This is a genomic window from Rahnella sp. P4_A8, assembly GCF_056402435.1.
On sequence record NZ_JBFUHK010000007.1, the window covers coordinates 53,716 to 79,749 of the forward strand.

Below are 26,034 nucleotides of genomic sequence, written 5' to 3' on the forward strand. Positions count from 1 at the left end.
TCAGGGCACAAATGTGCCCTGACTTTTGCCGATTAACAGCGGTCTTATTCTTCGCTGTCACCGCCGCTGATGCGAACAGGTGAATCGACTTCAACACGATCGATACGTTGCAGCCCGCGCGGCAGAAGCGTTCCTTTGCGGCCACGTTCGGCACGGAATTTCTGCAGGTCTTCCGGACGGAGAACCAGCTTACGTTTACCGACATGCAGCGTGATCGACGTTTGCGGTGGCAGAACCAGCAACCACGCCAGTTTATCTTCGCCACTGGCCGCCTGCGCTGCCGGAATTGAAACAATTTTGTTACCCTTGCCTTTCGACAACTGTGGCAGATCCGCCACCGGGAACAGCAACATACGTCCCGCTGCAGTAATCGACAACAGCATATCGTCACTGCCATGAAGTTCCATTGGCGTGAAGGCTTTGGCGTTATCCGGCAAGGTAATCATCGCTTTACCGGCACGGTTACGGGCCACTAAATCGTTGAAAGTACAAACGAAGCCATAACCGGCATCCGATGCCATCAGCAGTTTCTGGTCGTCCGCCGCCATCAGTACGTGCTCGATGGTTGCGCCCGGCGGTGGTGTCAGTTTACCGGTCAGCGGTTCACCCTGGCCGCGCGCAGAAGGCAGCGTGGTCGGATCAAGCGCATAACTGCGGCCGGTGGAGTCCATAAACACCACGGGCTGATTGCTCTTGCCTTTGGCCGCAGCGCGGAAACTGTCACCGGCTTTGTAACTCAGGCCGGAAGCATCGATGTCGTGGCCTTTGGCGCTGCGCACCCAGCCTGATTCTGACAACACGATGGTCACCGGCTCGGACGGAATAAAATCGTGCTCGCTCATCGCCCTGGCTTCTTCACGCTCAGTGATCGGCGAACGTCGCTCGTCACCAAAGGCTTCGGCATCCGCCTGAATCTCTTTGCGGATCAGCGTGCTGAGTTTACGTTCTGACGCCAGCAACGCCTGCAACTGATCGCGCTCTTTCGCCAGTTCATCCTGCTCACCACGGATTTTAGTTTCTTCGAGTTTCGCCAAATGGCGCAATTTCAACTCAAGGATAGCTTCAGCTTGCGTATCTGACAGTTCGAAACGCTGCATCAGTACCGGTTTCGGCTCATCTTCCGTACGGATGATGTGGATCACTTCATCGATATTAAGGAACGCGGTCAGCAAACCTTCGAGGATATGCAGGCGTTTCAGCACTTTATCAAGGCGGAAGTTCAGACGACGGCGTACGGTATCGCGGCGGTAAGCCAGCCACTCCGTCAGGATCTCAAGCAGCCCTTTGACCTGCGGACGATGATCAAGACCGATCATGTTCATGTTAATGCGGTAGCTGCGTTCCAGATCGGTAGTCGCAAACAGGTGATTCATCACCTGATCCAGATCGATACGGTTGGAGCGCGGCACGACGACCAGGCGGGTCGGGTTCTCATGATCTGATTCATCACGCAGGTCTTCAACCATTGGCAGCTTTTTGGCACGCATCTGGCTGGCAATTTGCTCCAGCACTTTCGCGCCGGAAACCTGATGCGGTAGCGCAGTGATCACCGCACTGCCGTCTTCTTTGTGCCAGACCGCACGCATGCGCACCGAGCCTTTACCCGACTCGTACATTTTGCGAATTTCATTGCGCGGCGTAATGATTTCAGCTTCTGTCGGGAAATCAGGCCCCTGTACGAATTCCAGCAGATCTTCGAGCGAGCTGTTCGGTTTCTCAAGTAATGCCACCGCAGCGGCAGCCACTTCACGGATGTTGTGCGGCGGAATATCGGTCGCCATCCCGACCGCGATGCCGGTCGTACCGTTAAGCAGAATATTCGGCAGACGCGCAGGCAGCATTTTCGGCTCCTGCATGGTGCCGTCAAAGTTCGGCACATAATCAACCGTGCCCTGACCTAATTCACGTAACAGAACTTCGGCATATTTTGACAGGCGCGATTCGGTATAACGCATCGCGGCGAAGGATTTCGGGTCATCCGGCGCGCCCCAGTTTCCCTGCCCGTCAACCAGCGGATAGCGGTAAGAGAATGGCTGCGCCATCAGCACCATGGCTTCGTAGCAGGCGCTGTCGCCATGCGGATGATATTTACCCAGCACGTCACCGACGGTACGCGCGGATTTTTTGAATTTGGCGTTATTACTCAGGCCCAGCTCGGACATCGCGTAAATAATACGACGCTGCACCGGCTTGAGCCCGTCACCGATAAACGGCAGCGCGCGGTCCATGATGACGTACATGGAATAGTTGAGATAGGCGTTCTCAGTAAACGTGTGCAGAGCTAAACGTTCTGTTCCGTCATGAGTCATTTCGCTCATTGATGTTTAATCCTCAGACCCGTGGCGTTATCGTTTTGGAAATTAAGGAAGCTTGCACCCGCAGGCGCGCGATGTCCGCTGCCGCGAGGCAATGATGTTCGCGATAGTACATCATCTGCCGTATGACTGTCACAGTTGCTGTGTTCATGCCTTATTTTTAAACAGTTTTTGCACAACAAACTGGTTAAATTGCCGCGCTCTTTCTTCAATTATTGCATCTGAGTCAATAGTCTTGTGCGCAATATCACATTTTTCTGTCATGCAGAGTTCAGTACACTACGTGGTAACAGCCTGACCACCAGAATTTAAGTATTCCCGATAAGGAAAAAACCATGAGCAACATCCTGATAATCAACGCCGGTAAGACCTTTGCCCATTCCAAAGGCGCGCTGAACAACAGCCTGACCGACGTCGCCACCGGCTTTCTGCGTGACAAAGGCCACGACGTGCGCGTGACTGTTCTGGAAGACGGTTACGACGTGCAGACCGAAATTGAAAGCTATCTGTGGGCGGACGCCATCATTTATCAGCAGCCGGGCTGGTGGATGGGGATGCCATGGACACTGAAAAAATACATCGATGAAGTGTTCACAGAAGGCCACGGTAAACTGTACGCCAGCGATGGCCGTACCCGTTCTGATGAATCGAAAAAATACGGTTCCGGCGGCCTGTTGCACGGCAAATGCTACATGCTGTCTGTGACCTGGAACGCGCCGCTGGAAGCGTTCGAAGATAAAGAACAGTTCTTCCACGGCGTGGGCGTTGACGGCGTATACATGGCACAGCACAAAGCCAACCAGTTTATCGGCCTTGATACATTGCCAACCTTTATGTGTAACGACGTGATCAAACAACCTGATGTGGAAGGCGATTTCGCACGCTATCGTGCTCACCTTGAAAATGTATTCGGTCAGGCCTAAGGTTGAAGGTCACCCGGGAAAGAGGTTTTTATGATCACTGTTATTGCTGAAATCAAAGTAAAACCAGGCCGTCGCGATTCGGTTATAGAAAAAATCACAGCACTGCTGCCCAGCGTTCTGGCAGAGAAAGGCTGTCATCGTTATGAGCCATATGTTGATTTCAACGGCCAGATCCCCTGGCGTAAAACAGTACCTGATTCCATTTTCATGCTGGAAGACTGGGAAAGCCTGGCGCACCTCGAAGCGCATCAGCAGGCTGAGCACATGGATAAGCACCGTGAAAACATCAAAGCCGACGTGCTGGATGTGGTGATCCACATTATTGAGAAAGTCTGATTTTCTGAACATCGCTAAATTCGGAAACAAAAATGCCGGCGCTGCAAAGCGTCCGGCATTTTTTTATGGCGACGGCGAAAGGATCAGACGTCAAGTTCGGCGGTATCGCCTTTTTCCTGCAACCAGTTACGGCGATCTTCAGACCGTTTCTTCGCCAGCAGCATATCCATCATGCGCAGCGTCTGGTCGATATCGTCCTCATCGATGGTCAGTTGCACCAGACGACGGGTATTCGGATCGAGCGTGGTTTCGCGCAGCTGCAGCGGGTTCATTTCACCCAGACCTTTAAAACGCTGCACGTTCGGCTTGCCTTTCTTACGTTTCAGTTGCTCCAGCACGCCTTCTTTTTCCTGCTCATCCAGCGCATAGAACACTTCTTTGCCCAGATCGATACGGTATAAAGGCGGCATTGCCACATACACATGACCGCCACGCACCAGGGAGCGGAAGTGACGGACAAACAGCGCGCACAACAAGGTGGCGATGTGTAAGCCGTCGGAGTCCGCATCCGCCAGGATACAGATTTTGCCGTAACGCAGTTGCGTCAGATCTTCACTGTCCGGATCGATACCGATCGCCACAGAAATATCGTGCACTTCCTGCGAGGCCAGCACTTCATCAGAAGAGACTTCCCACGTGTTGAGGATCTTACCTTTGAGCGGCATGATCGCCTGATATTCACGATCACGCGCCTGTTTGGCAGAACCGCCTGCGGAATCCCCTTCCACCAGGAACAATTCTGTCATGTTCAGATCTTGTGACGTGCAGTCAGCCAGTTTGCCCGGCAGCGCAGGGCCGCTGGTCAGTTTCTTACGCACAACTTTTTTTGCGGCACGCAGACGGCGCTGGGCACTGGAAATGCACAGTTCCGCCAGCTGTTCTGCCGCCTGAACGTTCTGGTTCAGCCACAGGCTGAAGGCATCTTTCACCACACCGGAAACGAAGGCCGCGCACTGACGCGAAGACAGACGTTCTTTGGTCTGGCCGGCAAATTGCGGATCCTGCATTTTTACCGACAGCACATACGCACAACGTTCCCAGATATCTTCTGCAGAAAGCTTGACGCCGCGTGGCAGAATATTGCGGTATTCGCAGAACTCACGCATGGCATCGAGCAGGCCCTGGCGCAGACCGTTAACATGTGTACCGCCCTGCATGGTTGGGATCAGGTTGACGTAGCTTTCGGTCAGCAATTCACCGCCTTCCGGCAGCCATAACAGCGCCCAGTCGACAGCTTCAGTATCACCGGCAAAATTACCGACGAACGCTTTTTCAGGCAGAGTAATCAGGCCGTTGACCGCTTCCATCAGGTAATCAGTCAGACCATCGTCATAACACCAGCGTTGCTCGGTGTTATTCACTTTGTCTTTGAACAGGATTTCTACGCCAGGACACAGTACGGCCTTCGCTTTCAGCAAATGGCTGAGGCGGCTGACCGAAAAACGCGGGCTGTCGAAAAAGCTGCCGTCAGGCCAGAAATGAACGCTGGTTCCGGTGTTGCGTTTGCCGCAGGTACCGGTAACGTGCAGATCCTGCACTTTATCGCCATTTTCAAACGCCATTTCATACACTTCGCCACCGCGTTTTACCGCCACTTCGACGCGTTTTGATAAGGCGTTAACCACCGAAATCCCCACGCCATGCAGGCCGCCGGAGAACTGGTAATTTTTGTTGGAGAATTTACCGCCCGCGTGCAGACGGCAGAAGATCAGTTCGACCGCCGGAACGCCTTCTTCCGCGTGGATATCCACCGGCATGCCGCGACCGTCATCAATGACTTCGAGAGACTGGTCTTCGTGAAGGATCACTTCGATGCGTTTGGCGTGGCCAGCTAATGCTTCATCCACGCTGTTATCAATAACTTCCTGGCCGAGATGGTTTGGCCGGGTTGTATCGGTGTACATGCCCGGACGGCGGCGCACCGGTTCGAGTCCGCTGAGGACCTCTATGGAATCCGCGTTATAAGTTGATTGGCTCATCGTTGATTATTCGTGGCTCATAGGTTTGTGGGCTAACGATACAGTATGTGGGCGGGTGGAAGCTCTGGCAGCAAGCAGACGCTATAAATCCGGGGGAAAAAGTCACCCTGACGATGTTAGTCTGCGGCCAGTTCCAGGAAATCTACAATCGGCGAAAAATAGCGTTCAAAGCCGACAAATGCATGATTCCCCTCGGGTTCGACCGTCTGGCGACAGGTGGTGTAGTACGCCACAGCCTGACGGTAATCGAGAATTTCATCGCCCGTTTGTTGCAGTAACCAGAGTAAATCCGGCGACTCCAGCGGTTCGACCTGCATGACTTTCAGATCGTAAACGTGGCGTGACTCTAACACATATTGCTGGCCGGTGTAGGGGTTCTCGTTTTGTCCCAGGAAGTCGATCAGCAGCTCATACGGCTTCACGGCGGGGTTCACCACCACAGCCGGCACGGCAAAACATTGCGACAACCAGGTAGCGTAATAGCCGCCCAGCGATGAGCCGACAATCCCCAGTTTTTTACCTGCATTGCTGATCACCAGACTCTCGAGTTCTTCGGCAGCCTCGGCCGGATAAGGCGGTAATTGCGGGATAACCATATCGATATGGGGATGATTAACCGCCAGCCAGTTTTTTAACGCCGTGGCTTTCGCCGAGTTGGGAGAACTGTTGAATCCGTGCAGGTAAAGTAAGGTGTTCATTCGTAGCCGTCCGACTCCGTGTCAGGATGAAACTCATTGGTTTCCAGACGGAAGACTTCAGTCTCCACACGGCCATCCGGATACAAATCAAGGTAGCGCCAGCCCGGCGCAACGGTATCAATCGTGAAATTGGTGCAATGCGGTTTGAACTGTACGCAGGTTGACGGCGTGGCGTAAAGACGGCGGCCATACCAGTCGAGATCCAGCTCCTGATGAATATGTCCGCACAAAAGCGTATTCACTTTCGGGTAATTTACCAGGGTGTTCGCCAGCATATGCGCATTGCGCAGGCTGTGCTGATCGAGCCATGTGCAGCCAGAAGGCAGCGGATGATGATGTAACATCAGCAGAGTGAAACGATCGGGGTACGCATTCAGACAGCGCTCCATCCATTCCAGCTGATATTCACTCAGCTCGCCATGCGGCACACCGAACACCTGCGTATCAAGCAGGATAATTTGCCAGTGCTCGCCGAGCAGAACGTGTTTAGAAGGACTGATCCCCGCATCCTGCAAGGCATTGACCATGGCAGGCTGGAAATCATGATTGCCCGGCAGCCAGACGCAGGGCGCTGTCAGCTCGCTGATGCCGCGGGCAAACTGATGGTAGGCTTCCACCGACTGATCCTGTGCCAGGTCACCTGTTGCCGCGATAATATCGACTTCACGCTGCTGCGCTTTGATGGCGTCCAGCACCGCGCGATAGCTGTTAAACGTATTCACGCCTAACAACGTTTCATCTTCACCGGCAAAAAGATGGGTATCAGTAATCTGTAGAATCCTGACTTTGGCCCCATTCACCAAAGGCAGTGTAAACAGGCTTTCCAAATCGTTTCCTTTGTTGTTGAAGTCTGTCTAACAAACCGGAACTGCCATCGCTCCGTGCGCAAGGCAATAACGCAGCCAATCCGCAAGGAACTGGTTAATTTGATGCTTTTCATCACGCTGATGCAACTTTTTATTCGGATAATCATAGCGTGCTTTAAAGCGAAAGATCTGCTGACTCGCACACACTTCGGCCACCATCGCATCATGGTACAGGCGAACGGTGAGCGAAGGCAGGCTCCAGTAACTCACCGCCGGTGCGGTCTGTTTGATTTCTATCAGGGATGTGTAACGCGTTGATTCGAGGATCGTCAGGCAATACGTTGCGCTACTCACCTGATATGCCACAGTTTCACCAGGTTCATCGGTACGTGGCATCAAACGGCGCAATTGTGCAAAATTGGTTTCGCACAATCTCATCATTTCAGGGAAATCAGGGGTATAGCGCTTAATCATTAGTTGGCCCACTCTTTTCTCAGGGATTCATGGTGCAGCTGCAGCCATTGCAGGGCAATCACTGACGCCGCATTGTCTATCGCTCCTTCTTCCACCCAGCGGTAAGCCTGTTCACGGCTGACCACATGTACCCGGATGTCTTCATTCTCTGCTTCCAGACCGTGAATTCCTTCTGCCGTCGTGGCATCGACTTCACCGACCATAATGGAAAGACGCTCGCTGGTTCCGCCCGGACTTGCCAGGTAATTCACAGCCGGTTTGCAGCGTTTCACCACAATGTTCGCTTCCTCGAGTGCTTCGCGGCGGGCAACATCTTCAACTGTCTCGCCTTCTTCAATGATACCGGCGACCATCTCCAGAAGCCAAGGAGTATCACTGGAATCCAAAGCCGGGATGCGGATCTGTTCGATCAGCACGACTTCATCCCTTTTCGGATCATAAGGTAATAATACGGCGGCATGACCGCGCTCAAAGACTTCACGGACGACTTCGCCGCTCATTTCCCCATTAAACAGCCGATGGCGAAACCGATATGCAATAATAGAAAAAAAACCTTTATATCGCGTCTCACGTGCAATAATTTCTACATCATCTTTGCCGAAAGTAACCGGTGACCGTTTAAATGAAGACATGGAATGTTTCCTTATCCCTCATAAAGGTAATTTATCGCCCTTTGAGGTCAATTTGATGAAAATGCGTTAATAATAATCAAGGTTGTTTGTGATAGATTTAGGCTCATTCACTCGGGAAGGCACGTTAAGCCAACCGCCCCGCTAGCCTGACTCTGCTAGAATCCGCGTCTATTGGTTAATTTGACTGCGCCACCATACATAACAACATTGCTGCACAACAAGGAATGCAAATGAAGAAACTGCTCCCCCTTCTCATCGGACTCAGCCTGGGCGGCTTTAGTACGATAAGCCAGGCCGAAAACCTGATGCAGGTCTATCAGCAAGCCAGGACAAGTAACCCGGACCTGCGCAAATCTGCTGCTGACCGGGATGCTGCATTCGAAAAAATTAACGAAAGCCGCAGTCCTTTATTACCGCAACTCGGATTAGGTGCGGATTACAATTATACCAATGGCTACCGTGATGCGAATGGCGTTAACAGCGATGTTGGCAGCGCCAGCCTGCAATTAACGCAGACCATCTTTGATATGTCAAAATGGCGCGCCCTGACGCTGCAGGAAAAAACTGCCGGTATTCAGGATGTGTCTTATCAGACTGATCAACAATCACTGATCCTGAATTCCGCAACGGCTTATTTCAACGTCCTGAGTGCGATCGATTCACTCTCGTATACCGAAGCGCAGAAACAGGCTATTTACCGTCAGTTGGATCAAACCACTCAACGTTTTAACGTGGGCCTGGTGGCTATTACCGACGTGYAGAACGCCCGTTCACAATACGACACCGTATTGGCAAACGAAGTGACTGCCCGTAATAACCTGGATAACGCGCTGGAATCCCTGCGTCAGGTTACCGGTATGTATTATCCGCAACTGTCTTCCCTGAATGTCGACAACTTCAACACCACGCGTCCGCAACCGGTCGCCACGCTGTTGAAAGAAGCAGAAAGTCGTAACCTGAGCTTGCTGTCTGCGCGTCTGTCACAGGATCTGGCACGTGAGCAAATCCGCTATGCGGAAACCGGCCACATGCCAACGGTTGATCTGACGGCCTCTACCGGCATCAGCAATACCAAATACCACGGCGACAAAACCGGCGGTTCTTCAAGCTATCAGGATGCTGACGCAGGCCAGAACAAAATTGGTCTGAGCTTCTCCCTGCCATTGTACAGCGGCGGTTCTGTCACCTCTCAGGTGAAACAGGCGCAGTATAATTTCGTGGGTGCCAGCGAACAGCTTGAAAGCGCACACCGCAGCGTCGTGCAAACCGTTCGGTCTTCCTTCAACAACATCTCTGCCTCGATCAGCAGCATCAACGCCTATAAACAAGCCGTTGTTTCTGCACAGAGTTCTTTAGATGCGATGGAAGCCGGTTACCAGGTCGGTACCCGTACCATCGTTGATGTGCTGGATGCCACCACCACGCTGTACAACGCCAAACAACAACTTTCCAGCGCACGTTACACGTACCTGATTAATCAGCTGAACATTAAATCAGCGCTGGGTACGCTGAACGAAAGCGACCTGCTGGCACTGAACGGTGCTTTGGGTAAACCTGTTCCGACAGCCCCCGATCAGGTTGCGCCAGAAACGCCAGATCAGGATGCCGCTGCAGACGGTTACGGCAACAAAACCGCGGCTGCACCTGCACCACGCGTTCAACAAGCCAGCGCATCCACAGCAACGACCACACCGAAGAAAAGCGGCAATCCTTTCCAGAACTGATACGGAAAAGTTTCCCTGCGTTTCGACTAAGGCAGCCTGAAAAGGCTGCTTTTTTTTGCCTGTGTCACGCCGCTCTGTAAAGTCTCGTAACAATTGCCTGTCGCTGCTTTAACAATCAGCCGCTTTCCCCTATTCTTAGGCCCTACTGGGAAAGGGCAAAAAAGCCCTACACATGGGATAAGAACGATGAAACGGACACAACGCGTTAACCTGGCTACCTTCCGTAAATCATGGCGTAGCTCTCGAATCACTCCTGTCGCTCTGGCAGTCAGCGCAGTCTTTATGCTGGCCGGCTGCGAGAAAACCGACGAAACCGTTTCTCTGTATCAGAACGCTGATGACTGCTCGAAAGCCAATCCTTCCGGCAGCGCGCAATGTGTCGCAGCGTATGATGCAGCGAAACAGGAAGCGGCTAAAACCGCACCAAAATATGCCAGCCGCGAAGACTGTATCGCTGAATTCGGCGAAGGCCAGTGTACTCAGGCTCCGGCACAGTCTGGCGTCGCGACGGCTGAAAACCAGAGCAGCGGTGGCAGCATGTGGATGCCGCTGATGGCAGGTTACATGATGGGCCGCATGATGAGCGGTGGCGGTTACGCGCAACAGCCATTATTCAGCTCAAAAAACCCGGCCAGCCCGGCGAACGGTAAATTCGTCGATGCGACCGGTAAAAACTACGGCCCGGCAACTGCGGGCGGCCGGACCATGAACGTTCCGAGAACGGCGATGGCCCCTAAACCTGCCGTGACCAACACCATCACCCGTGGCGGTTTTGGCGACAGCGTGGCAAAACAAACGTCGATGCAACGCAGCTCTTCTGCCACGTCACGCAGCCCTGGCCGCAGCATGGGTGGCTAAGAGACTCTGATGAAACGTTTAGCCATTAACGAGCGCCCGGACTGGCGCGAAAAAGCCACGGAGTTTGGCTTCAACTTCCACACCATGTATGGCGAACCCTACTGGTGTGAAGATGCTTATTACCAGTTCACGCTGGCGCAGATCGAAGAGATCGAAGACGCGACGGCGGAGATTCATCAGATGTGCCTGAAGGTCGTTGAGCGCGTGGTGAATGACGACAAACTGATGGCGAAATTCCAGATCCCAAAACATGTCTGGGAATTTGTCCGCAGTTCATGGCGCACGCAACAGCCTTCGCTGTATTCACGTCTGGATCTGGCCTATGACGGCGTCAATCCGCCGAAGCTGCTGGAAAATAACGCCGATACGCCGACGTCTTTGTATGAAGCCGCTTTCTTCCAGTGGCTATGGCTTGAAGATCAGATAGCTGCAGGCAATTTGTCGCAAGACGCTGATCAGTACAACAGTCTGCAGGAAAAGCTGATTGAGCGTTTTGCCGAGCTGAAAAATCAGCATGGTTTCTCGTTGCTGCACATCGCCTGCTGTCAGGACACTGAAGAAGATCGCGGTACGGTGCAATATTTGCAGGACTGCGCGCTGGAAGCAGAACTGGCCAGCGAATTCCTGTTTATCGAGGAAATCGGGCTGGGAGAACGCGGACAATTCACCGATACGCAGGATCAGGTGATTTCGAATCTGTTCAAGCTGTATCCGTGGGAATTCATGTTCCGCGAAGTCTTCGCGACCAAACTGGAAGATGCCGGTGTTCGCTGGCTGGAACCGGCCTGGAAAGCCATTCTGTCGAATAAAGCCTTGTTACCGCTGTTGTGGGAAATGTTCCCGGATCACCCGAATCTGTTACCGGCTTATTTTGCCGAAGACCCGCATCCGGAACTGGATCACTACGTGGTGAAGCCGCTGTTTTCCCGCGAAGGCGCGAACATTAAAGTCATCGAGAAAGGCCAGGAAGTGGCCCGCGTTGATGGCCCGTATGGCGCGGAAGGCATGATCGTGCAGCAGTTCCATCCGCTGCCGGTGTTTGAAGGCAGTTACACGCTGATCGGCAGCTGGCTGGTCAACGATCAACCTTGCGGGATCGGCATCCGCGAAGATAAAGCACTGATCACCCAGGATCTGTCACGTTTCTATCCGCATACTATTGTCGGATAAAAAAACTAAAAAAGGATAATGAATAAATTCATTATCCTTTTTATTCGCCAAATTAACCTACCTGAACGGAAAGCATCGAAAGCGATCCCATTACGATCCCGTCCGTTGGCTGCGTGATTGGCTCAGCACCATCCCACGCCCCTAAAACGTACAGTAATGGCAGATAGTGATCCGGAGACGGATTGGATAACGCGCCGCCTTCGTGCTCCATAAATTTCACCAGAGGATGATCTTTCGCCTCACCTTTCCAGTTCAGATTATCTTTCACATATGTCTCGAAAGATGTCGCCCATGGATAAGCTTCGGCGTTACCGTCCCATTTTACCATCCGCAGGTTGTGGACTACGTTACCGCTGGCGACAATCATTACCCCTTCGTCACGTAAAGCCGCGAGCTTCTTGCCTAATTCATAATGGAATTCAGGGGGTTGCGTGCCATCAATACTCAGCTGGATCACCGGAATATCCGCGTCAGGATACATCTTGATCAGCACACCCCAGGTACCGTGGTCGAAGCCCCACTCGTGGGTATCGGAAATCACATTTACCGGGCTGAGTAATTCCTGAACACGTTTTGCCAGCGCCGGTGAACCGGGTGCCGGATAGCGCTTATCAAAAAGCGCCTGCGGGAACCCTCCAAAGTCATGAATGGTGCGCGGATTCTCCATTGCCGTTACTGCAGTGCCGCGCGTGAACCAGTGCGCTGACACGGCCAGAATCGCTTTTGGACGCGGTAATGTTTCGCCCAGCGCATGCCAGGCACGGGTATACATATTGTCCTCCAGCACGTTCATCGGGCTGCCGTGGCCTAAGAAAAGTGCGGGCATACGTTGAGTCGTCATCATGAATTCCTTACCGCAAGATAAAAGAGAGCAGCCAGTGAGTCACCTGCCGCGTGATGACCATACGGTACTCTTTTTGATTACCGCTGACAGCCGGATAACCATGAAGGAGATATTCAATAAATTTGATGAAAAAAATCAAAGAAGGCAGGAGGAGTCTATTTTGCAAAGACCCATTTTGGCAATAAGCAGCAATAAAAAGCAAAAAGGCCGCATAAGCGGCCTTTTCTGTTACGCACAACCCCTTACTTAGCTTGCCTGACGGGTCTGCGCCTGACGATAGGCCACCAGATCGGCGATGGTCACTACCGGCATATTATGCCGACGGGCAAAGACAATAACTTCAGGCGCATGCGCCATACTGCCGTCGTCATTAGTCAGTTCACACAGCACGCCGTAAGGCTTCAGGCCTGCCAGCGTCGCCAGATCAACCGACGCTTCAGTGTGACCGCCACGGGACAGCACACCACCAGCCTGCGCGCGCAGCGGGAAGATATGCCCCGGACGATTCAGGTCAGAAGGTTTCGCGCCATCTTTGATGGCTGCACGAATAGTGGTGATACGGTCGGCAGCAGAAACACCGGTAGTCACACCTTCAACCGCTTCAATAGTCACGGTAAATGGCGTCTGGAACGGACTGGAGTTGTTCTCAACCATCATTGGTAAATCCAGCTTTTTACGGCTGTCTTCGTTCATGGTCAGGCACACAATACCGCTGCCGTGGCGAATGGTCAGTGCCATTTGCTCAACGGTCATGTTTTCAGCGGCAAAGATTAAATCGCCTTCGTTTTCACGATCTTCGTCATCCAGCACCAACACACCCACGCCGTTACGCATGGCGTCAATAGCACGCTCAACGCGTTCAGCTGATGTACCGAATTCGGAAAGTAGGGTCTGATTCATGGTAAAAATAACCTCATGTTCTGTATGTGGATTACCAGAATCAGGGCGTCTTGAGGAGGCTAGCTGCAGCCGCCAGATGGCGTGCTACAGTTATAAAAAATAACGCAGCGGGCAATATTTGCCCGGCTTGAATCGTTACTCTCTCCCATCCGGACTTTAACCGTCGGCCCCGGAATTACACCGGATCTGCTGACCTCTAACCCCGAAGGATTGAGCGCTCGCGGGCTTCCACATGGAAGGGATTATGATCCTTCCGATATTCCGTGGTTTACCGCCGGTGGGGACTTTCACCCCGCCCTGAGAATAAGCAAAACAACTATAGCGCCAATAAATGAGCAGAGCAATCCTGTGGTTTGTCCAATTAGTGCCCCTGAAGGTTTATAGAAACAGCATCAGCGATTACACTAAGGAAAAGCACCTCCTTCGAGAAAAGGAAATAACATGATTGACCCGAAAAAAATTGAACAAATTGCCCGCCAGGTTCACGAATCTATGCCTAAAGGGATCCGTGAGTTTGGTGAAGATGCCGAAAAGAAAATCCGTCAGGTATTGCAGGCGCAGTTCAGCCGCATGGATTTAGTCAATCGCGAAGAGTTTGACGTTCAGACCCAGGTTTTACTGCGTACCCGTGAAAAACTGGCTGTACTGGAACAACGTCTTGCTGCGCTGGAAGGCAAGCTGACTGAAGCGGAAAAGCCGCAAGATCCGGCCTGATTATTGCGAATGATATCATCAGAAAAGGCCTGCTCAGCAGGCCTTTTTGCTGTGCGAAATCGGCGTTACCGTACATGAAGTACCGTTGTGGCGCGTGGCAATAACAGCCACAATCCTGCAAACACCACGACTGCATACAGCGCTTTCCAGCCGACCATCGCCAGCAATCCGCAGCACAATACAGCGCCCAGCATCGCCATCCATTTCGAGCGTCCTGCCAGGATCCGGATCCCCGCCAGCATACATAACAGATAAATCAGGATGAAAATCCCATTGGCGTAAGTGATCAGCGCGCCGAGCGGCAGGTGCAGCCAGTAAATCAGTAACGTAAACAACGCGCAGCAGCCCACCACTAAATTCAGCGCGGGCACCGGCACTTGCTGAGCGGAAAGCTGTGCGAGTTTACTTTGCGGCTTGAGCTGAGCCTGTGACCACACCAGCCGGGCGAAACTCTGGGTATAAATATTCACGCTGGCAAAACACGCCAGATAGCCAATAATGCAGGCGATCCACAACGCTTTTTGTCCGAAGAGCTGCACGACGATACCCGGCAATGATGCGCCGGCTTCCCGCCCTTCTCCCCAGGCATGGAATTTCAGCACCGCTACCGTACATCCCCAGTAAACTGCGCCAGCCACCAGCATGCCGATCAACAACGCGCGCGGGAAATCCCGTTCCGGATGACGAAATTCGGTCGCCAGATGCGCGAAAGCCTCAAGTCCGACAAAACACCAAAACATCACCGCCAGCGCGTCAAACAGGTTCGATGGTGAGACGTCACGCACCGAAGGCAGCGGAATTTCAGGCAGAGAAATATCCCCTTTCCACCAGATTGCCACCACCAGCGCGATCACCAGACAAGCGATTAGCGTTTGAATATTGGCACTGGGCCCGGCACTGCGTGTGCCGAGGAACCAGATAACAAACAGCGTACCCAACTGCACCAGCAGCAGGTTTATGCTGCTCCAGCCAAAGGCGGCCTGCCAGAAACCGGCAGCAATATGCAATGCGGCGGGCAATCCGACCGGAATAACTGACAGGAATAACCAACCGGTGACCCGCGCCATATGCGGCCCGAAAGCTTTGCCGACAAAATGCGCTGCACCGCCCGCGCTGGGGAAATGCCGCCCAAGCGCAGCAAACCCGATGGCTATCGGAAACACCAGCAGGATCAGCACCGGCCACGCCCACAGGCTGTCATTTTGTGCCAGCTGAGCCGCCAGTGCAGGCACCGCAAAGACACCAGTCCCCAGTAATGAGGTTGAAAGCAGCCCGACGCCCTGCGCCAGACTCAGTTCCTGTTTTAATCCGCTCACAACAGAGCCACTTCCGTTTTGCGTTATTGATTGAAAAATCAAAAAGAAAAGGGCTTATCAGATAAGCCCTTCAGTGCAGATAACATGGTCTTCCCGGAGGAAATCAGTCCTGCGCTTTGATCTGATTGATGATTTTGGTAGTGGACAAACCATCTTCAAAATTCAGCACACGGACTTCGCCGCCATTCGCCCAGACTTCCTGACAACCGGCGATTTGCTCAGGCTTATAGTCGCCACCTTTCACCAGCAGATCAGGCAAGATCCCGGCGATCAAACGCTGCGGCGTGTCTTCATCAAAAGAAACCACCCAGTCCACGGCACCCAGTGCGCCCAGCACGATCATGCGGTTTTGCAGCGCGTTTACGGGACGGGTTTCGCCTTTCAGGCGTTTGGTCGAAGCATCGCTGTTAACGGCGACAATCAGACGGTCGCCCAGTTTGCGGGCGTTTGCCAGGTAAGAAACGTGTCCGGCATGCAGAATGTCAAAGATGCCGTTGGTCATCACGACTTTCTCGCCGCGCTGACGCGCCATCGCCACGGCGGCTTTTAGCTGTTCTTCGTTCATCACGCCAAAACCAACGTCTGAACGCCCGCCGATCGCATTTTCCAGTTCAACCGGCGAAACGGTTGAGGTGCCGAGTTTACCCACCACCACACCGGCGGCGGCGTTCGCCAGGAAGCAGGATTCTTCCAGCGTATTACCGGCGGCAAGAGCCGCGGCCAGCGTACCGATCACCGTGTCACCGGCGCCGGTCACGTCATACACTTCCTGCGCCTGCGTTGGCATATGGAATGGCGCTTTGCCTGGCTGTAACAAGGTCATGCCGTGTTCAGAACGGGTGACCAGAAGCGCGGAAAGTTCGAAATCAGCGATCAGTTGCATACCACGGGCGACAATTTCATCTTCGTTTTTGCAACGACCGACAACGGCTTCGAATTCGGACAGATTTGGTGTCAGTAAAGTCGCACCACGGTAACGTTCGAAATCAGATCCTTTAGGATCAACCAGCACCGGTACGCCAGCTTTTCTCGCCAGCTGGATCATTTTCTGCACTTCAGTCAGTGCACCTTTGGCGTAGTCTGACAGCACCAGTGCGCCACTTTGTGGTAAAGCTTGTTCGATTTTGGTCAGCATCGGCTGGAGATCAACACCTTCAAAACCTTCTTCAAAGTCGAGGCGGATCAGTTGCTGGTTACGGGACAATATACGCAGCTTAGTGATGGTCGGATGCGTGGATAATGCCACGAAATCGCAGTTTACTTTCACTTCCGCCAGACGCTCACTCAGGGCACGGGCGGCATCGTCAACGCCGGTCAGACCGATCAGACGCGAAGAAGCACCGAGAGACGAAATGTTCATCGCCACGTTTGCCGCGCCGCCAGGACGTTCCTCGATGGTATTGACCTTCACCACCGGCACCGGCGCTTCCGGTGAAATACGATTGGTCGGGCCATACCAGTAGCGGTCTAACATTACGTCACCGACAACCAGCACACCCGCGCGGTGAAAATCAGGCAAAGTCACTTTCATCCCAAGACTCCAAAACAGATAAATCAAATCGGGTAAACACAATGCGCCGGATAATATCACAAGCGCCTGTTACCCGAATAAAAACCCTCAGCCCAGCCAGTTCGCCCAGCTGGCGCGGATTTGCGCGCGCTCCGCCGCAAAACTGTCTGCGGCCACTTTCCCGCTGTGCTCCTGCAAAGCGAGGTGATGAATTTCATCGCGCAGCGTGACATAAGCCTGCGTCAGATTTCGAGCCTCTTCTTCCGGCATGATGTCGTGTTGCGCCATCAGCTCAAAAATCCTCACATTATCGGACCAGCGCGTCAGCTTCGGCTCATCATGCGCGAAACGCAGAACCAGATATTGTGCAATGAATTCAATATCCGTAATGCCACCCGGATCGGCTTTCAGATCGAACTCGTCGGCTTTTTTACTGCCCAGATGGGCATACATTTTCTCGCGCATTTCACGGACCTCCTTACGCAGTCCTTCACCATCGCGCTGGCGGCAAAGAATGTCGCGACGCGTGGCATTAAATTGCTGCGTCAGTTGCGGATCACCGTAAACCACGCGCGCGCGAACCAGCGCCTGATGCTCCCATGTCCAGGCTTCATTGGCCTGATAATCGGCAAAAGCTTCGATGGTGCTGACCAGCATGCCGGAGGCACCGGAAGGTCGCAGACGCGGGTCAACCTCATAAAGAATGCCTGACGACGTACGGGTGCTGAATAAATGCATGATGCGTTGCGCCAGCCGCAGATAAAACTGACGCCCGTCGATGCTGCGTTCRCCATCGGTCATTACCTCCGGCGCACAGTCGAGCAGGAAGACCAGATCCAGATCCGAGCTGTAACCCAGCTCCCAGCCACCGAGTTTTCCGTAACCGACCACGGCAAAACCGCGCCCTTCACGGTGCTGAAGATGCGCTGGCTGACCGTATTTTACGACCATCTGTTCCCACGCCTGTTGCACCACAACGTCGAGAATGGCCTCCGCAAGGTAGGTTAAATGGTCACTGACTTTCATCACCGGCAATGCGCCGGAAATATCCCCGGCTGCAATGCGCAGATGCTGCGCCTGCTTGAACTGACGTACCGCCTCAAGCTGTTGTTCTTCGTCTTCCGTCGGCACCCGCATCAGATACTGGCGCAGTTCGTCGCGGTACGCACCCGGCTCCACCGGCTGGTAAAGCGTGCGTGTGTCGAGCAGTTCATCGAGCAATAAAGGATGGCGGGCGAGTTGGCTCGCGACCATCGGTGAAGCGGCGCACAGGCGGATTAACTGTTTGAGCGCACCGGGGTATTCCACCAGCAGCTCGATATACGTCGTACGTGTGACGATATTGAGCAGCAACTGCATCAGGCGCTGTAACGTCACATCGGCATTTTTATAGGTGCAGACCTGCGCCAGCAAACGCGGCATCAGCAAATCCAGCTGGTCACGACCACGCGGCCCGATCGTGCGTTTATCTACATCACGGCGGAAATCGGCAATCTGATATAAAACATGTCGTTGCGCGTTTTCGTCAAGTTGCGGCACCAGTGGCGCCAGCTCGGCAGGCTCAAGCGCATCAATCCATAAACTGCTGAACTGGGAGAGTTGCACATCATCTTCAGCATCTGGCGTGTCATCACCAATCAGCTCGTTAAACACCGAGCGCACGGCCTGCATGTGAGCATTCACTGCATCCAGAAGCTGCGGCCAGCCGGCATAATTCATCCCCCACGCCAGACGTGCCTGATTCAGTTCATCTGACGGTAAGGTTTGTGTTTGCTCGTCCGCTATTGCCTGTAACAGATTTTCCAGACGGCGCAGGAACAGATAGCTGTTACGCAACTGCAACACCTGTTCTACCGGCAACAGCCCCAGATTTTCCAGCGCCTGAAGCGTTGGCAGCAACGCACGCTGCTGCAATGCCGGTTCGCGCCCGCCACGGATCAGCTGGAATACCTGCACGATAAATTCAATCTCACGGATACCGCCTGCGCCGAGTTTGATGTTGTCTTTCAGACCCCGGCGGCGTACTTCACGAGCGATCATGCCTTTCATGTTACGCAGGGACTGGATCACACTGAAATCGATATAACGGCGGAAGACAAATGGCATCAGCATTTTGCGCAATTCCTGACTGCTGATGTCCTCCGCGCCGCCCATCAGACGCGCTTTCACCATCGCGTAACGCTCCCAGTCACGCCCCTGTTCCTGATAATAATCCTCCAGTGCCGGGAAGCTCATCACCAGCGGGCCGCTGTCGCCGAACGGGCGCAAACGCATGTCCACGCGATATACAAAACCGTCGATAGTGGGCTGATCCAGCACTTTGATCAGCCGCTGGCCGAGACGGGTGAAAAACTGTGCATTATCCAGTTCACGCCGCCCGCCGCGGGTCTGACCATTTTCCGGATAAGCAAAAATCAGATCGATATCCGAGGAGAAATTCAGCTCGCCGCCGCCCAGTTTACCCATCCCGAGGATCAGCATTCTTTGCGGTTCGCCAGCAGCATTGACCGGCGTACCAAACTCGCGACAGCAAGCGTCGTAAAGCCAGCCGCGGGCGCTGACAATCAATAATTCCGCCAGTTCACTCAACTGATGAAGCGTGTCTTTCGCTTCACTGGTTTGCGCGGACTGCGACCACGCAATGCGGGTCAGAATGCGACGACGAAACAGACGTAACGCTTTCATCAGCCCGGCTTCGTCAGCCACCTGTGTCAGCGATTCCTCCAGCCACTGGCGGTAAAGTTGCCACTCCTGCGCCTGAGGGGGATTTTGGTCAATTTCATGCCACCACTGCGGAAAAGCCAGCAAACTGTCCGTTACGAATTCACTGCTGCTCAGCACGGCCAGTTGCGCATCATCGGGAAGGGGCAGGTTTTCAGGATGTTCACGCCAGCGTTCAAGCAAACTCTGCGCATGGCTTTGCAAAACAGAAGAAAGTGGCAACATGAAGTCAGATTCCTTGCAAAAAAAAGCCCGGGCAATTTGCCCAGGCTTATCAGTCAATTAACGAGGTTGTCCGTTTAACCAGAAAGCATCCATCATCACCGCGTGAGAACGGGCCGAATCCTCCCAGGCGTGTTGCTGCTGAACGATGGCCTGTTGCAGATCGGCCCAGCCGGCAATATACGCGGCAACGTCTTTTTCAGGGTAAGCACCGGCCAGCAAATGGAAGGTAATGATCTGGCGTTTAAGGCGCGCCAGTTGGTCACGATAGCCTTCTTCCGTCAGCGGCTGTGCAAAGGCTTCTTTCAGATCGGCGGCAGTGCGGCCGAGCATGATGTCAGCAAAGCGCTTGAAGGAACCGTCCATTTTTTTCGCGGATTTATCATCAATAAACGGCGCCCAGCCTGATGTTGCCAGCCAGGAAGTAAGCACTAACTTGCATTTCAGATATGTCGCGCTGTAACAGATTTCCTGTGCATCCGCCGATTTCTGTTCCAGAACCGGCACCAGATCAGTAAGTAAGGTGCGCAGCTCAGAAGAGGCTTTACGCGGCACGAGTCCGCCGAACAGCACCAGAACCTGACGCAACGTTTCCACGGCCTGCAACACAGTCAGGCGCGCAGTTTTGTCGCCGCGAACCCACAATTCTTCATGATATTGCCAGTGATCCAGCGCCAGTTCGAACATCGCAGACATAGCCTGCTCAACCGTAGCTTTCGGTTTCGCTTTAAACACCGGCAGCGGTTTGATGTCACGGGCAGGATTGCCCTTTGCAAGATGATAACCACGAGCCGCCTTGCTGAAACCACCCTGCCGCAAGCCGCCGTGCGCGCCAATTTCAGCCGCCAGCGCCAGTAAATCGGCGGTGTTACCTTTTTTCAGCTCAAGTTCAATTTCAGCCAGTGGTTCGTTTAATTCGCCAGCCACCACTTCGCCCTGATCTAACCCAAGTTCAATCTCGCTTTCGCCGTAAGTGATCACCCACTTCTCGCGGGTGAAATCCGTGCGGAAGAGCGGAGCGAGTTCTTTCTGCAATGCAGCGGGTTTGCACCCTTCCGGCCAGATATCTTTCGGGAACGCGCTCAGTTTCAACACCGGCTTTTTCAGCTCAACGTTGTATTCAGGGCGCTGATGTAACCCCCCCACCACTTTGCCACCGATTTTGATGGTCATTTCATACTGATCATCAAAACCACGGATCCGCAGACCCATGTCATGCGAACGTAAATAGTTTTCCGCAGTCTCAAAATAGATGTTGGTCAGTTTCGAAGGCGCGGTGTGCTCGCTGTTAAAACCAGCGAGTTGCGAAGGTAATTCGGCGATTGCGGCCGGGGTGGCGATAAATTTTAATTCTATTTCTACGGTCATATGAGTCTTCACACCGATTCTTTGCTGCCAAAAGGGATTAACGCGTCGCTGCCAATTCTATCATAAGCACAGCGCGCAAGCCGCATGTTGCGGGATTGTAAGATAGTTCTCATTCCGGTTTATACATTGCGTCGTCACACTGTTGCCCTTACTATCGGTCTCCAACTTTTAGTACTTATATGAGTGCAATGGCCGGACAGTGGCGGTTGCCAGAAGACGTATCCTGATAAAACGGATCCACACTTCACGTTCCCTAAATTCACAAAGAAACGATGAAATAATGCAGAAATTACGCCTAATTGGTTTCGCTTTGCTTGGTTTAAGCATGACATGGGGCGCTCACGCTGATGAGAAGCGCTATATCTCCGACGATTTGATTACCTATATCCACAGTGGTCCAGGTAATCAGTATCGCATCGTTGGCACCCTGAATGCCGGTGAAGAAGTCACCCTGCGCAGTGTCAACGACAGCACGAAATACGGTGAGATTGTTGATTCAAAAGGTAAAACAGCCTGGATCCCGCTTGATCAGTTAAGCAATGTGCCGAGCTTGCGTACCCGCGTTCCGGATCTGGAACAACAGGTGAAAACGCTGACCGACAAGCTGACCAATATTGATTCCAGCTGGAACCAGCGCACGGCAGAAATGCAGGCCAAAGTCTCTTCCAGTGACGGCATCATCAACGGCCTGAAGAAAGAAAATCAGGATTTGAAAAATCAGCTGATCGTGGCGAAGAAGAAGGTTGACGCGGTCAATGTGCAGCTCGACGACAAACAAAGAACCATTATCTTACAATGGTTTATGTATGGCGGCGGTGTCGCGGGTGTCGGTCTGGTGCTGGGTCTGCTGTTGCCACATCTCATCCCACGTCGCAGGAAAAAAGATCGCTGGATGAGCTGACAGCTCAGCATCCTGATCGTTTCCCTAAGGCACTTCGGTGCCTTTTCGTGTTTCCATCAGTCAGGAAATCTTCAGCGCAACTTTGCTATGATGAAGACAGAGTCCTTTGGCTAATTTCAGGAGTTATCGCGTGGAGATTTACCTGGTCGGCGGCGCAGTCCGAGACAGTTTATTAAACCTGCCTGTGTCTGAACACGATTGGGTGGTAGTGGGCGCGACGCCTGAATATATGCTCGAAAATGGCTATCAGCAGGTCGGTAAAGATTTTCCGGTCTTCCTGCATCCGGTCACTCACGATGAATATGCGCTGGCCCGTACTGAGCGGAAATCTGGCTCCGGTTATAACGGCTTTACCTGTTATGCCGCACCGGATGTCACGCTGGAACAAGATCTGATGCGTCGGGATCTGACCATTAATGCCATCGCCAAAAGCAACGATGGCGAACTTTTCGATCCCTATCACGGTCAGCGTGATATCGAACAACGCCTTTTGCGCCACGTTTCCGATGCTTTCGGCGAAGATCCGCTGCGGGTTCTGCGCGTTGCCCGCTTTGCTGCACGCTTCGCGCATTTAGATTTCACGGTCGCCCCGGAAACGCAGGCGCTGATGCAACAGATGGCGGAAAGCGGTGAGCTGGAAGCCCTCACACCTGAACGTGTATGGAAAGAAACCGAGAAAGCGTTACAAACGCAGGATCCGCAGGTCTATTTCCAGGTGCTGCGCGATTGTGGCGCCCTGAAAGTGCTGTTTCCTGAAATCGATGCATTATTTGGCGTGCCTGCACCGGCGAAATGGCATCCGGAAATTGATACCGGCATACATACGCTGATGACGCTGAAAATCGCCAGCACCCTGACGCCTGACGTCGATGTGCGTTTTTCGGCGCTTTGCCATGATTTGGGTAAGGCTCTGACGCCGCCGCAATTCTGGCCCGCCCATCACGGTCATGGCCCGGCGGGCGTGAAACTGGTGGAGGAACTCTGCCAGCGGCTGAAAGTGCCGACGCACATTCGTGATTTAGCGAAACTGGTCGCGGAGTTCCATGACCTGATCCACACCGTCAATAAACTGCGTCCGGAAACCTTGTTAAAACTGTTCGATACCATTGATGTCTGGCGTAAACCGCAGCGTCTTGAGCAGATGATCATGACCAGTGAAGCCGATGCGCGCGGGCGTACGACATTTGAAAATAATCCCTATCCGCAAGGCGATTACCTGCGTGAAGCCTTTGCAGTCGCCAGCAGCGTTTCAAATAAAGAGGTGCTGGATGCGGGTTTCCAGGGTATGGCTATCCGTGATGAACTGAAGAAACGCCGTACTCAGGCGCTCGCCGACTGGAAACAAACTCAGGACGTGGCGATTTAAACGCTGGCTTTATTCATAAGAAAAGCCCCGCCGGTGATTCACCGTGCGGGGCTTTTTATTGCCTCAGGGAAGCAAAAATCAGGCGATAAACACAAAATACACGGCAATTGCCACGAAGAAACGGTAAATCGCAAACGGGATAAACGAAATACGTTTAATCACCGCCAGGAAGGTTTTAATTGCGATCAACGCAACAATGAACGCAGAGACAAACCCTGTGGCAAACATCGGTAAATCCGCCATATTCAGGAAGCTGTAGCTCTTGTACAAATCCAGGGCCGTCGCGCCCATCATCATCGGCACCGCCAGCAGGAAAGAGAACTCAGATGCCGCAAAACGGCTGATCCCCATTAACATCCCCCCACTGATGGTTGCCCCTGAGCGGGAGAACCCGGGCCAGAGCGCCAGACACTGAAAAACACCAATCATAAACGCCTGCACGTAGGTGATGTCATCCAGTCCCTCGGCACGCGGTTTTTTAGGTTTCAGCAACTCGGCAGCAATCAGCAAAATACCGCCGACCACCAGTGCATACATGACATATTTTGGCTCGAACAACGCTTTGATTTGAGAGTGCAGAAGCAGCCCCAGTACCGTTGCCGGAATCATCCCCAAAATAATATGCAATAAATTTAAACGACGAGAACCCGAGCCTTCATGAACCGGCGGTTTACCAAAATGCAAACCTATCATGTTGAACAAACGACGCCAGAACATCACGACCACGGCCAGAATTGAACCTAACTGGATAACCACTTCAAATGATTTTGAGGTATCTCCGGTAAAGCCAAGAAGATTGCCGACAATAATCAAATGACCGGTAGAAGAAACAGGCAAAAACTCGGTGAGTCCTTCAACCACCCCCAAAATAGCCGCAACAAGCAAAGAATGACTTTCGACGATCATTATCGCACCCTACCCTTTAAAAGATCCGCTGATGGGAAATATGCTTACAATACACACAATAAAAAAGCGGCATCATGCTGAGCCGCTTCAGTAAAGAAAACCCGGCAACCCAGACTTTCCTTTTAACGCTTCTTTATGACATTCAATAGACAAGCGTTTTCTAAATTGTATCCATAACAGGATTTAAAAACGCTTTCCACGCTCGATAATCACGCCGACATTCGCTGCCTGAGCAACAGCGCCCGGTTTGCTGAGCTTAATCCGAACCCACGGAGAATTAAACCGGCTCAGCAGCAATGTCGCCACCTCTTCCGCTACGCGTTCAACCAGCGCAAAATTTTGTGAAGAAACATGCCCGATCACCGCATCACTGACATCAGCATAGCTTAAACAGTCATTCACATCGTCAGTGGCGGCGGACTTTTGGTTATCCCAGGCCATTTCGATATCGAATACCAGTTTCTGTTTAATGGTCTGTTCCCATTCGTAAGCGCCAATGGTAGTGATTACATTTAGTTGCTCAATAAATACGATATCCATCACGTGATTCTCTGTTTTTGGCCCAGCCGGATACCACTTCCAGCAGAAAATGCGTATTATCCATGGATGTTGCGATTAAAACGACCCTTATTAGACGGAACGGCTTTATGAGTGCTACCGCGCTTGGAATGATTATTTTCGCCTACCTCTGCGGCTCGATTTCCAGTGCTATTCTGGTCTGCCGGGTAGCCCGTTTACCCGATCCGCGCACAGCGGGCTCAGGTAATCCCGGCGCCACCAACGTTTTACGCCTGGGTGGCCGTCTGGCCGCTGCCGCTGTTCTGATTTTCGATGTCCTCAAAGGCATGCTGCCGGTCTGGCTGGCATACCGTCTGAACATTCCGCCTATGTATCTTGGCCTGACGGCCATCGCGGCATGTCTTGGCCATATCTATCCGGTCTTTTTCCGCTTTAAAGGCGGCAAAGGTGTTGCCACGGCGTTTGGTGCTATCGCCCCCATCGGCTGGGACTTGACCGGCCTGATGACCGGCACATGGCTGCTGACCGTGCTGCTGAGCGGCTATTCGTCACTGGGTGCGATCGTCAGCGCACTGATTGCGCCATTTTATGTCTGGTGGTTCAAACCGGAGTTCACCTTCCCGGTCGCCATGCTTTCCTGTCTGATCCTGTTGCGTCATCACGACAATATTCAGCGCCTGTGGCGTGGTCAGGAAGGAAAAATCTGGGATAGGCTGAAGAAAAAACGTAAAGCGGCGAAAGAAGATAAGACCGAATAGTCAGTAAAATGCAGATTGCAGACATAAAAAAACGACCTCAGGCGGGTCGTTTTTTATTGGTTTTTTTCAGCTCA

24 protein-coding genes and 1 riboswitch are annotated in these 26,034 nt (G+C 52.9%); of the genes, 10 read left to right on the forward strand and 14 right to left on the reverse strand.

Annotated features, from left to right (window positions below):
* Nucleotides 1-44 precede the first annotated feature (44 nt).
* Complete coding sequence (gene parC, locus AC1DUO_RS05880) at nucleotides 45-2,318, reverse strand: DNA topoisomerase IV subunit A (RefSeq protein WP_037034166.1); 2,274 nt, start codon at nucleotides 2,316-2,318, stop codon at nucleotides 45-47.
* Between the two features lie 332 nt (nucleotides 2,319-2,650).
* On the opposite strand from parC, the gene AC1DUO_RS05885 reads away from it, so the two are divergent.
* Together AC1DUO_RS05885 and AC1DUO_RS05890 are read left to right on the forward strand one after the other, a co-directional pair.
* Nucleotides 2,651-3,238, forward strand: coding sequence for an NAD(P)H-dependent oxidoreductase (locus AC1DUO_RS05885; protein ID WP_013573970.1), 588 nt, complete (start codon nucleotides 2,651-2,653; stop codon nucleotides 3,236-3,238).
* A gap of 30 nt (nucleotides 3,239-3,268) precedes the next feature.
* Complete coding sequence (locus AC1DUO_RS05890) at nucleotides 3,269-3,574, forward strand: putative quinol monooxygenase (RefSeq protein ID WP_013573969.1); 306 nt, start codon at nucleotides 3,269-3,271, stop codon at nucleotides 3,572-3,574.
* A gap of 83 nt (nucleotides 3,575-3,657) precedes the next feature.
* Here AC1DUO_RS05890 and parE read toward each other — a convergent pair whose 3' ends face one another.
* From parE to nudF, 5 genes are all read right to left on the reverse strand, one after another.
* Nucleotides 3,658-5,553, reverse strand: coding sequence for a DNA topoisomerase IV subunit B (parE, locus tag AC1DUO_RS05895; RefSeq protein WP_013573968.1), 1,896 nt, complete (start codon nucleotides 5,551-5,553; stop codon nucleotides 3,658-3,660).
* A 116-nt stretch (nucleotides 5,554-5,669) separates the two neighbouring features.
* The gene (gene yqiA / locus AC1DUO_RS05900) at nucleotides 5,670-6,251 is read right to left on the reverse strand and encodes an esterase YqiA (RefSeq protein WP_013573967.1); all 582 of its coding nucleotides are present in this window, start codon (nucleotides 6,249-6,251) and stop codon (nucleotides 5,670-5,672) included.
* Nucleotides 6,248-7,078, reverse strand: a complete 831-nt coding sequence (gene cpdA, locus AC1DUO_RS05905) for a 3',5'-cyclic-AMP phosphodiesterase (RefSeq protein WP_013573966.1) — start codon at nucleotides 7,076-7,078, stop codon at nucleotides 6,248-6,250. Before cpdA ends, yqiA begins: the two co-directional genes overlap by 4 nt.
* A 27-nt stretch (nucleotides 7,079-7,105) precedes the next feature.
* Nucleotides 7,106-7,531 carry a DUF1249 family protein gene (locus AC1DUO_RS05910; protein ID WP_013573965.1) on the reverse strand — a complete coding sequence of 142 codons (426 nt, stop codon included), beginning with the start codon at nucleotides 7,529-7,531 and terminating at the stop codon, nucleotides 7,106-7,108.
* Nucleotides 7,531-8,163, reverse strand: coding sequence for an ADP-ribose diphosphatase (gene nudF / locus AC1DUO_RS05915; RefSeq protein WP_013573964.1), 633 nt, complete (start codon nucleotides 8,161-8,163; stop codon nucleotides 7,531-7,533). Before nudF ends, AC1DUO_RS05910 begins: the two co-directional genes overlap by 1 nt.
* 224 nt (nucleotides 8,164-8,387) lie before the next feature.
* On the opposite strand from nudF, the gene tolC reads away from it, so the two are divergent.
* From tolC to AC1DUO_RS05930, 3 genes are all read left to right on the forward strand, one after another.
* Nucleotides 8,388-9,887, forward strand: a complete 1,500-nt coding sequence (tolC, locus tag AC1DUO_RS05920) for an outer membrane channel protein TolC (protein ID WP_477986755.1) — start codon at nucleotides 8,388-8,390, stop codon at nucleotides 9,885-9,887.
* Nucleotides 9,888-10,073: 186 nt separating this feature from the next.
* The gene (locus AC1DUO_RS05925; RefSeq protein WP_013573962.1) at nucleotides 10,074-10,745 is read left to right on the forward strand and encodes a DUF1190 family protein; all 672 of its coding nucleotides are present in this window, start codon (nucleotides 10,074-10,076) and stop codon (nucleotides 10,743-10,745) included.
* Nucleotides 10,746-10,754: 9 nt separating this feature from the next.
* The gene (locus tag AC1DUO_RS05930; protein WP_013573961.1) at nucleotides 10,755-11,915 is read left to right on the forward strand and encodes a glutathionylspermidine synthase family protein; all 1,161 of its coding nucleotides are present in this window, start codon (nucleotides 10,755-10,757) and stop codon (nucleotides 11,913-11,915) included.
* Between the two features lie 52 nt (nucleotides 11,916-11,967).
* On the opposite strand, the gene ygiD is transcribed toward AC1DUO_RS05930, so the two are convergent.
* Complete coding sequence (gene ygiD, locus AC1DUO_RS05935) at nucleotides 11,968-12,756, reverse strand: 4,5-DOPA-extradiol-dioxygenase (RefSeq protein WP_112152111.1); 789 nt, start codon at nucleotides 12,754-12,756, stop codon at nucleotides 11,968-11,970.
* 1 nt (nucleotide 12,757) lies between these two features.
* On the opposite strand from ygiD, the gene AC1DUO_RS05940 reads away from it, so the two are divergent.
* Nucleotides 12,758-13,009, forward strand: coding sequence for an ABC transporter ATP-binding protein (locus AC1DUO_RS05940; RefSeq protein WP_112152110.1), 252 nt, complete (start codon nucleotides 12,758-12,760; stop codon nucleotides 13,007-13,009).
* Here the strand turns inward: AC1DUO_RS05940 and ribB are convergent.
* Complete coding sequence (gene ribB, locus AC1DUO_RS05945) at nucleotides 13,006-13,659, reverse strand: 3,4-dihydroxy-2-butanone-4-phosphate synthase (protein WP_112152109.1); 654 nt, start codon at nucleotides 13,657-13,659, stop codon at nucleotides 13,006-13,008. The two genes, AC1DUO_RS05940 and ribB, sit on opposite strands and share 4 nt — an antisense overlap.
* Nucleotides 13,660-13,792: 133 nt before the next feature.
* Nucleotides 13,793-13,968, reverse strand: a riboswitch (FMN riboswitch).
* A 132-nt stretch (nucleotides 13,969-14,100) separates the two neighbouring features.
* On the opposite strand from ribB, the gene ubiK reads away from it, so the two are divergent.
* Nucleotides 14,101-14,373, forward strand: coding sequence for a ubiquinone biosynthesis accessory factor UbiK (ubiK, locus tag AC1DUO_RS05950; protein ID WP_015695854.1), 273 nt, complete (start codon nucleotides 14,101-14,103; stop codon nucleotides 14,371-14,373).
* A gap of 65 nt (nucleotides 14,374-14,438) precedes the next feature.
* Here ubiK and yjeH read toward each other — a convergent pair whose 3' ends face one another.
* The 4 genes from yjeH to AC1DUO_RS05970 all read right to left on the reverse strand — a co-directional run bounded on the left by yjeH (nucleotide 14,439) and on the right by AC1DUO_RS05970 (nucleotide 21,510).
* Nucleotides 14,439-15,689 (reverse strand): L-methionine/branched-chain amino acid transporter, encoded by a 1,251-nt coding sequence (yjeH, locus tag AC1DUO_RS05955; RefSeq protein ID WP_119261240.1) that lies wholly within the window; start codon nucleotides 15,687-15,689, stop codon nucleotides 14,439-14,441.
* Nucleotides 15,690-15,792: 103 nt separating this feature from the next.
* Nucleotides 15,793-17,220 carry a bifunctional D-glycero-beta-D-manno-heptose-7-phosphate kinase/D-glycero-beta-D-manno-heptose 1-phosphate adenylyltransferase HldE gene (gene hldE / locus AC1DUO_RS05960; RefSeq protein ID WP_037034176.1) on the reverse strand — a complete coding sequence of 476 codons (1,428 nt, stop codon included), beginning with the start codon at nucleotides 17,218-17,220 and terminating at the stop codon, nucleotides 15,793-15,795.
* An 87-nt stretch (nucleotides 17,221-17,307) separates the two neighbouring features.
* The gene (gene glnE, locus AC1DUO_RS05965; RefSeq protein WP_112152107.1) at nucleotides 17,308-20,145 is read right to left on the reverse strand and encodes a bifunctional [glutamate--ammonia ligase]-adenylyl-L-tyrosine phosphorylase/[glutamate--ammonia-ligase] adenylyltransferase; all 2,838 of its coding nucleotides are present in this window, start codon (nucleotides 20,143-20,145) and stop codon (nucleotides 17,308-17,310) included.
* 57 nt (nucleotides 20,146-20,202) lie between these two features.
* Nucleotides 20,203-21,510, reverse strand: coding sequence for a CYTH domain-containing protein (locus AC1DUO_RS05970; RefSeq protein ID WP_119261239.1), 1,308 nt, complete (start codon nucleotides 21,508-21,510; stop codon nucleotides 20,203-20,205).
* A 280-nt stretch (nucleotides 21,511-21,790) separates the two neighbouring features.
* On the opposite strand from AC1DUO_RS05970, the gene AC1DUO_RS05975 reads away from it, so the two are divergent.
* Complete coding sequence (locus AC1DUO_RS05975) at nucleotides 21,791-22,411, forward strand: TIGR04211 family SH3 domain-containing protein (RefSeq protein WP_013573952.1); 621 nt, start codon at nucleotides 21,791-21,793, stop codon at nucleotides 22,409-22,411.
* Between the two features lie 130 nt (nucleotides 22,412-22,541).
* A complete protein-coding gene (locus tag AC1DUO_RS05980) occupies nucleotides 22,542-23,777 on the forward strand; it encodes a multifunctional CCA addition/repair protein (RefSeq protein ID WP_013573951.1) in 1,236 nt (411 codons plus the stop codon).
* Nucleotides 23,778-23,855: 78 nt separating this feature from the next.
* Here AC1DUO_RS05980 and bacA read toward each other — a convergent pair whose 3' ends face one another.
* Together bacA and folB are read right to left on the reverse strand one after the other, a co-directional pair.
* Nucleotides 23,856-24,680, reverse strand: coding sequence for an undecaprenyl-diphosphate phosphatase (gene bacA, locus AC1DUO_RS05985; protein WP_037034331.1), 825 nt, complete (start codon nucleotides 24,678-24,680; stop codon nucleotides 23,856-23,858).
* 186 nt (nucleotides 24,681-24,866) lie between these two features.
* Nucleotides 24,867-25,223, reverse strand: coding sequence for a bifunctional dihydroneopterin aldolase/7,8-dihydroneopterin epimerase (gene folB, locus AC1DUO_RS05990; RefSeq protein WP_013573949.1), 357 nt, complete (start codon nucleotides 25,221-25,223; stop codon nucleotides 24,867-24,869).
* 107 nt (nucleotides 25,224-25,330) lie between these two features.
* Here folB and plsY point away from each other — a divergent pair, with 107 nt between their 5' ends.
* Nucleotides 25,331-25,960, forward strand: a complete 630-nt coding sequence (plsY, locus tag AC1DUO_RS05995) for a glycerol-3-phosphate 1-O-acyltransferase PlsY (RefSeq protein WP_013573948.1) — start codon at nucleotides 25,331-25,333, stop codon at nucleotides 25,958-25,960.
* Nucleotides 25,961-26,034 lie beyond the last annotated feature (74 nt).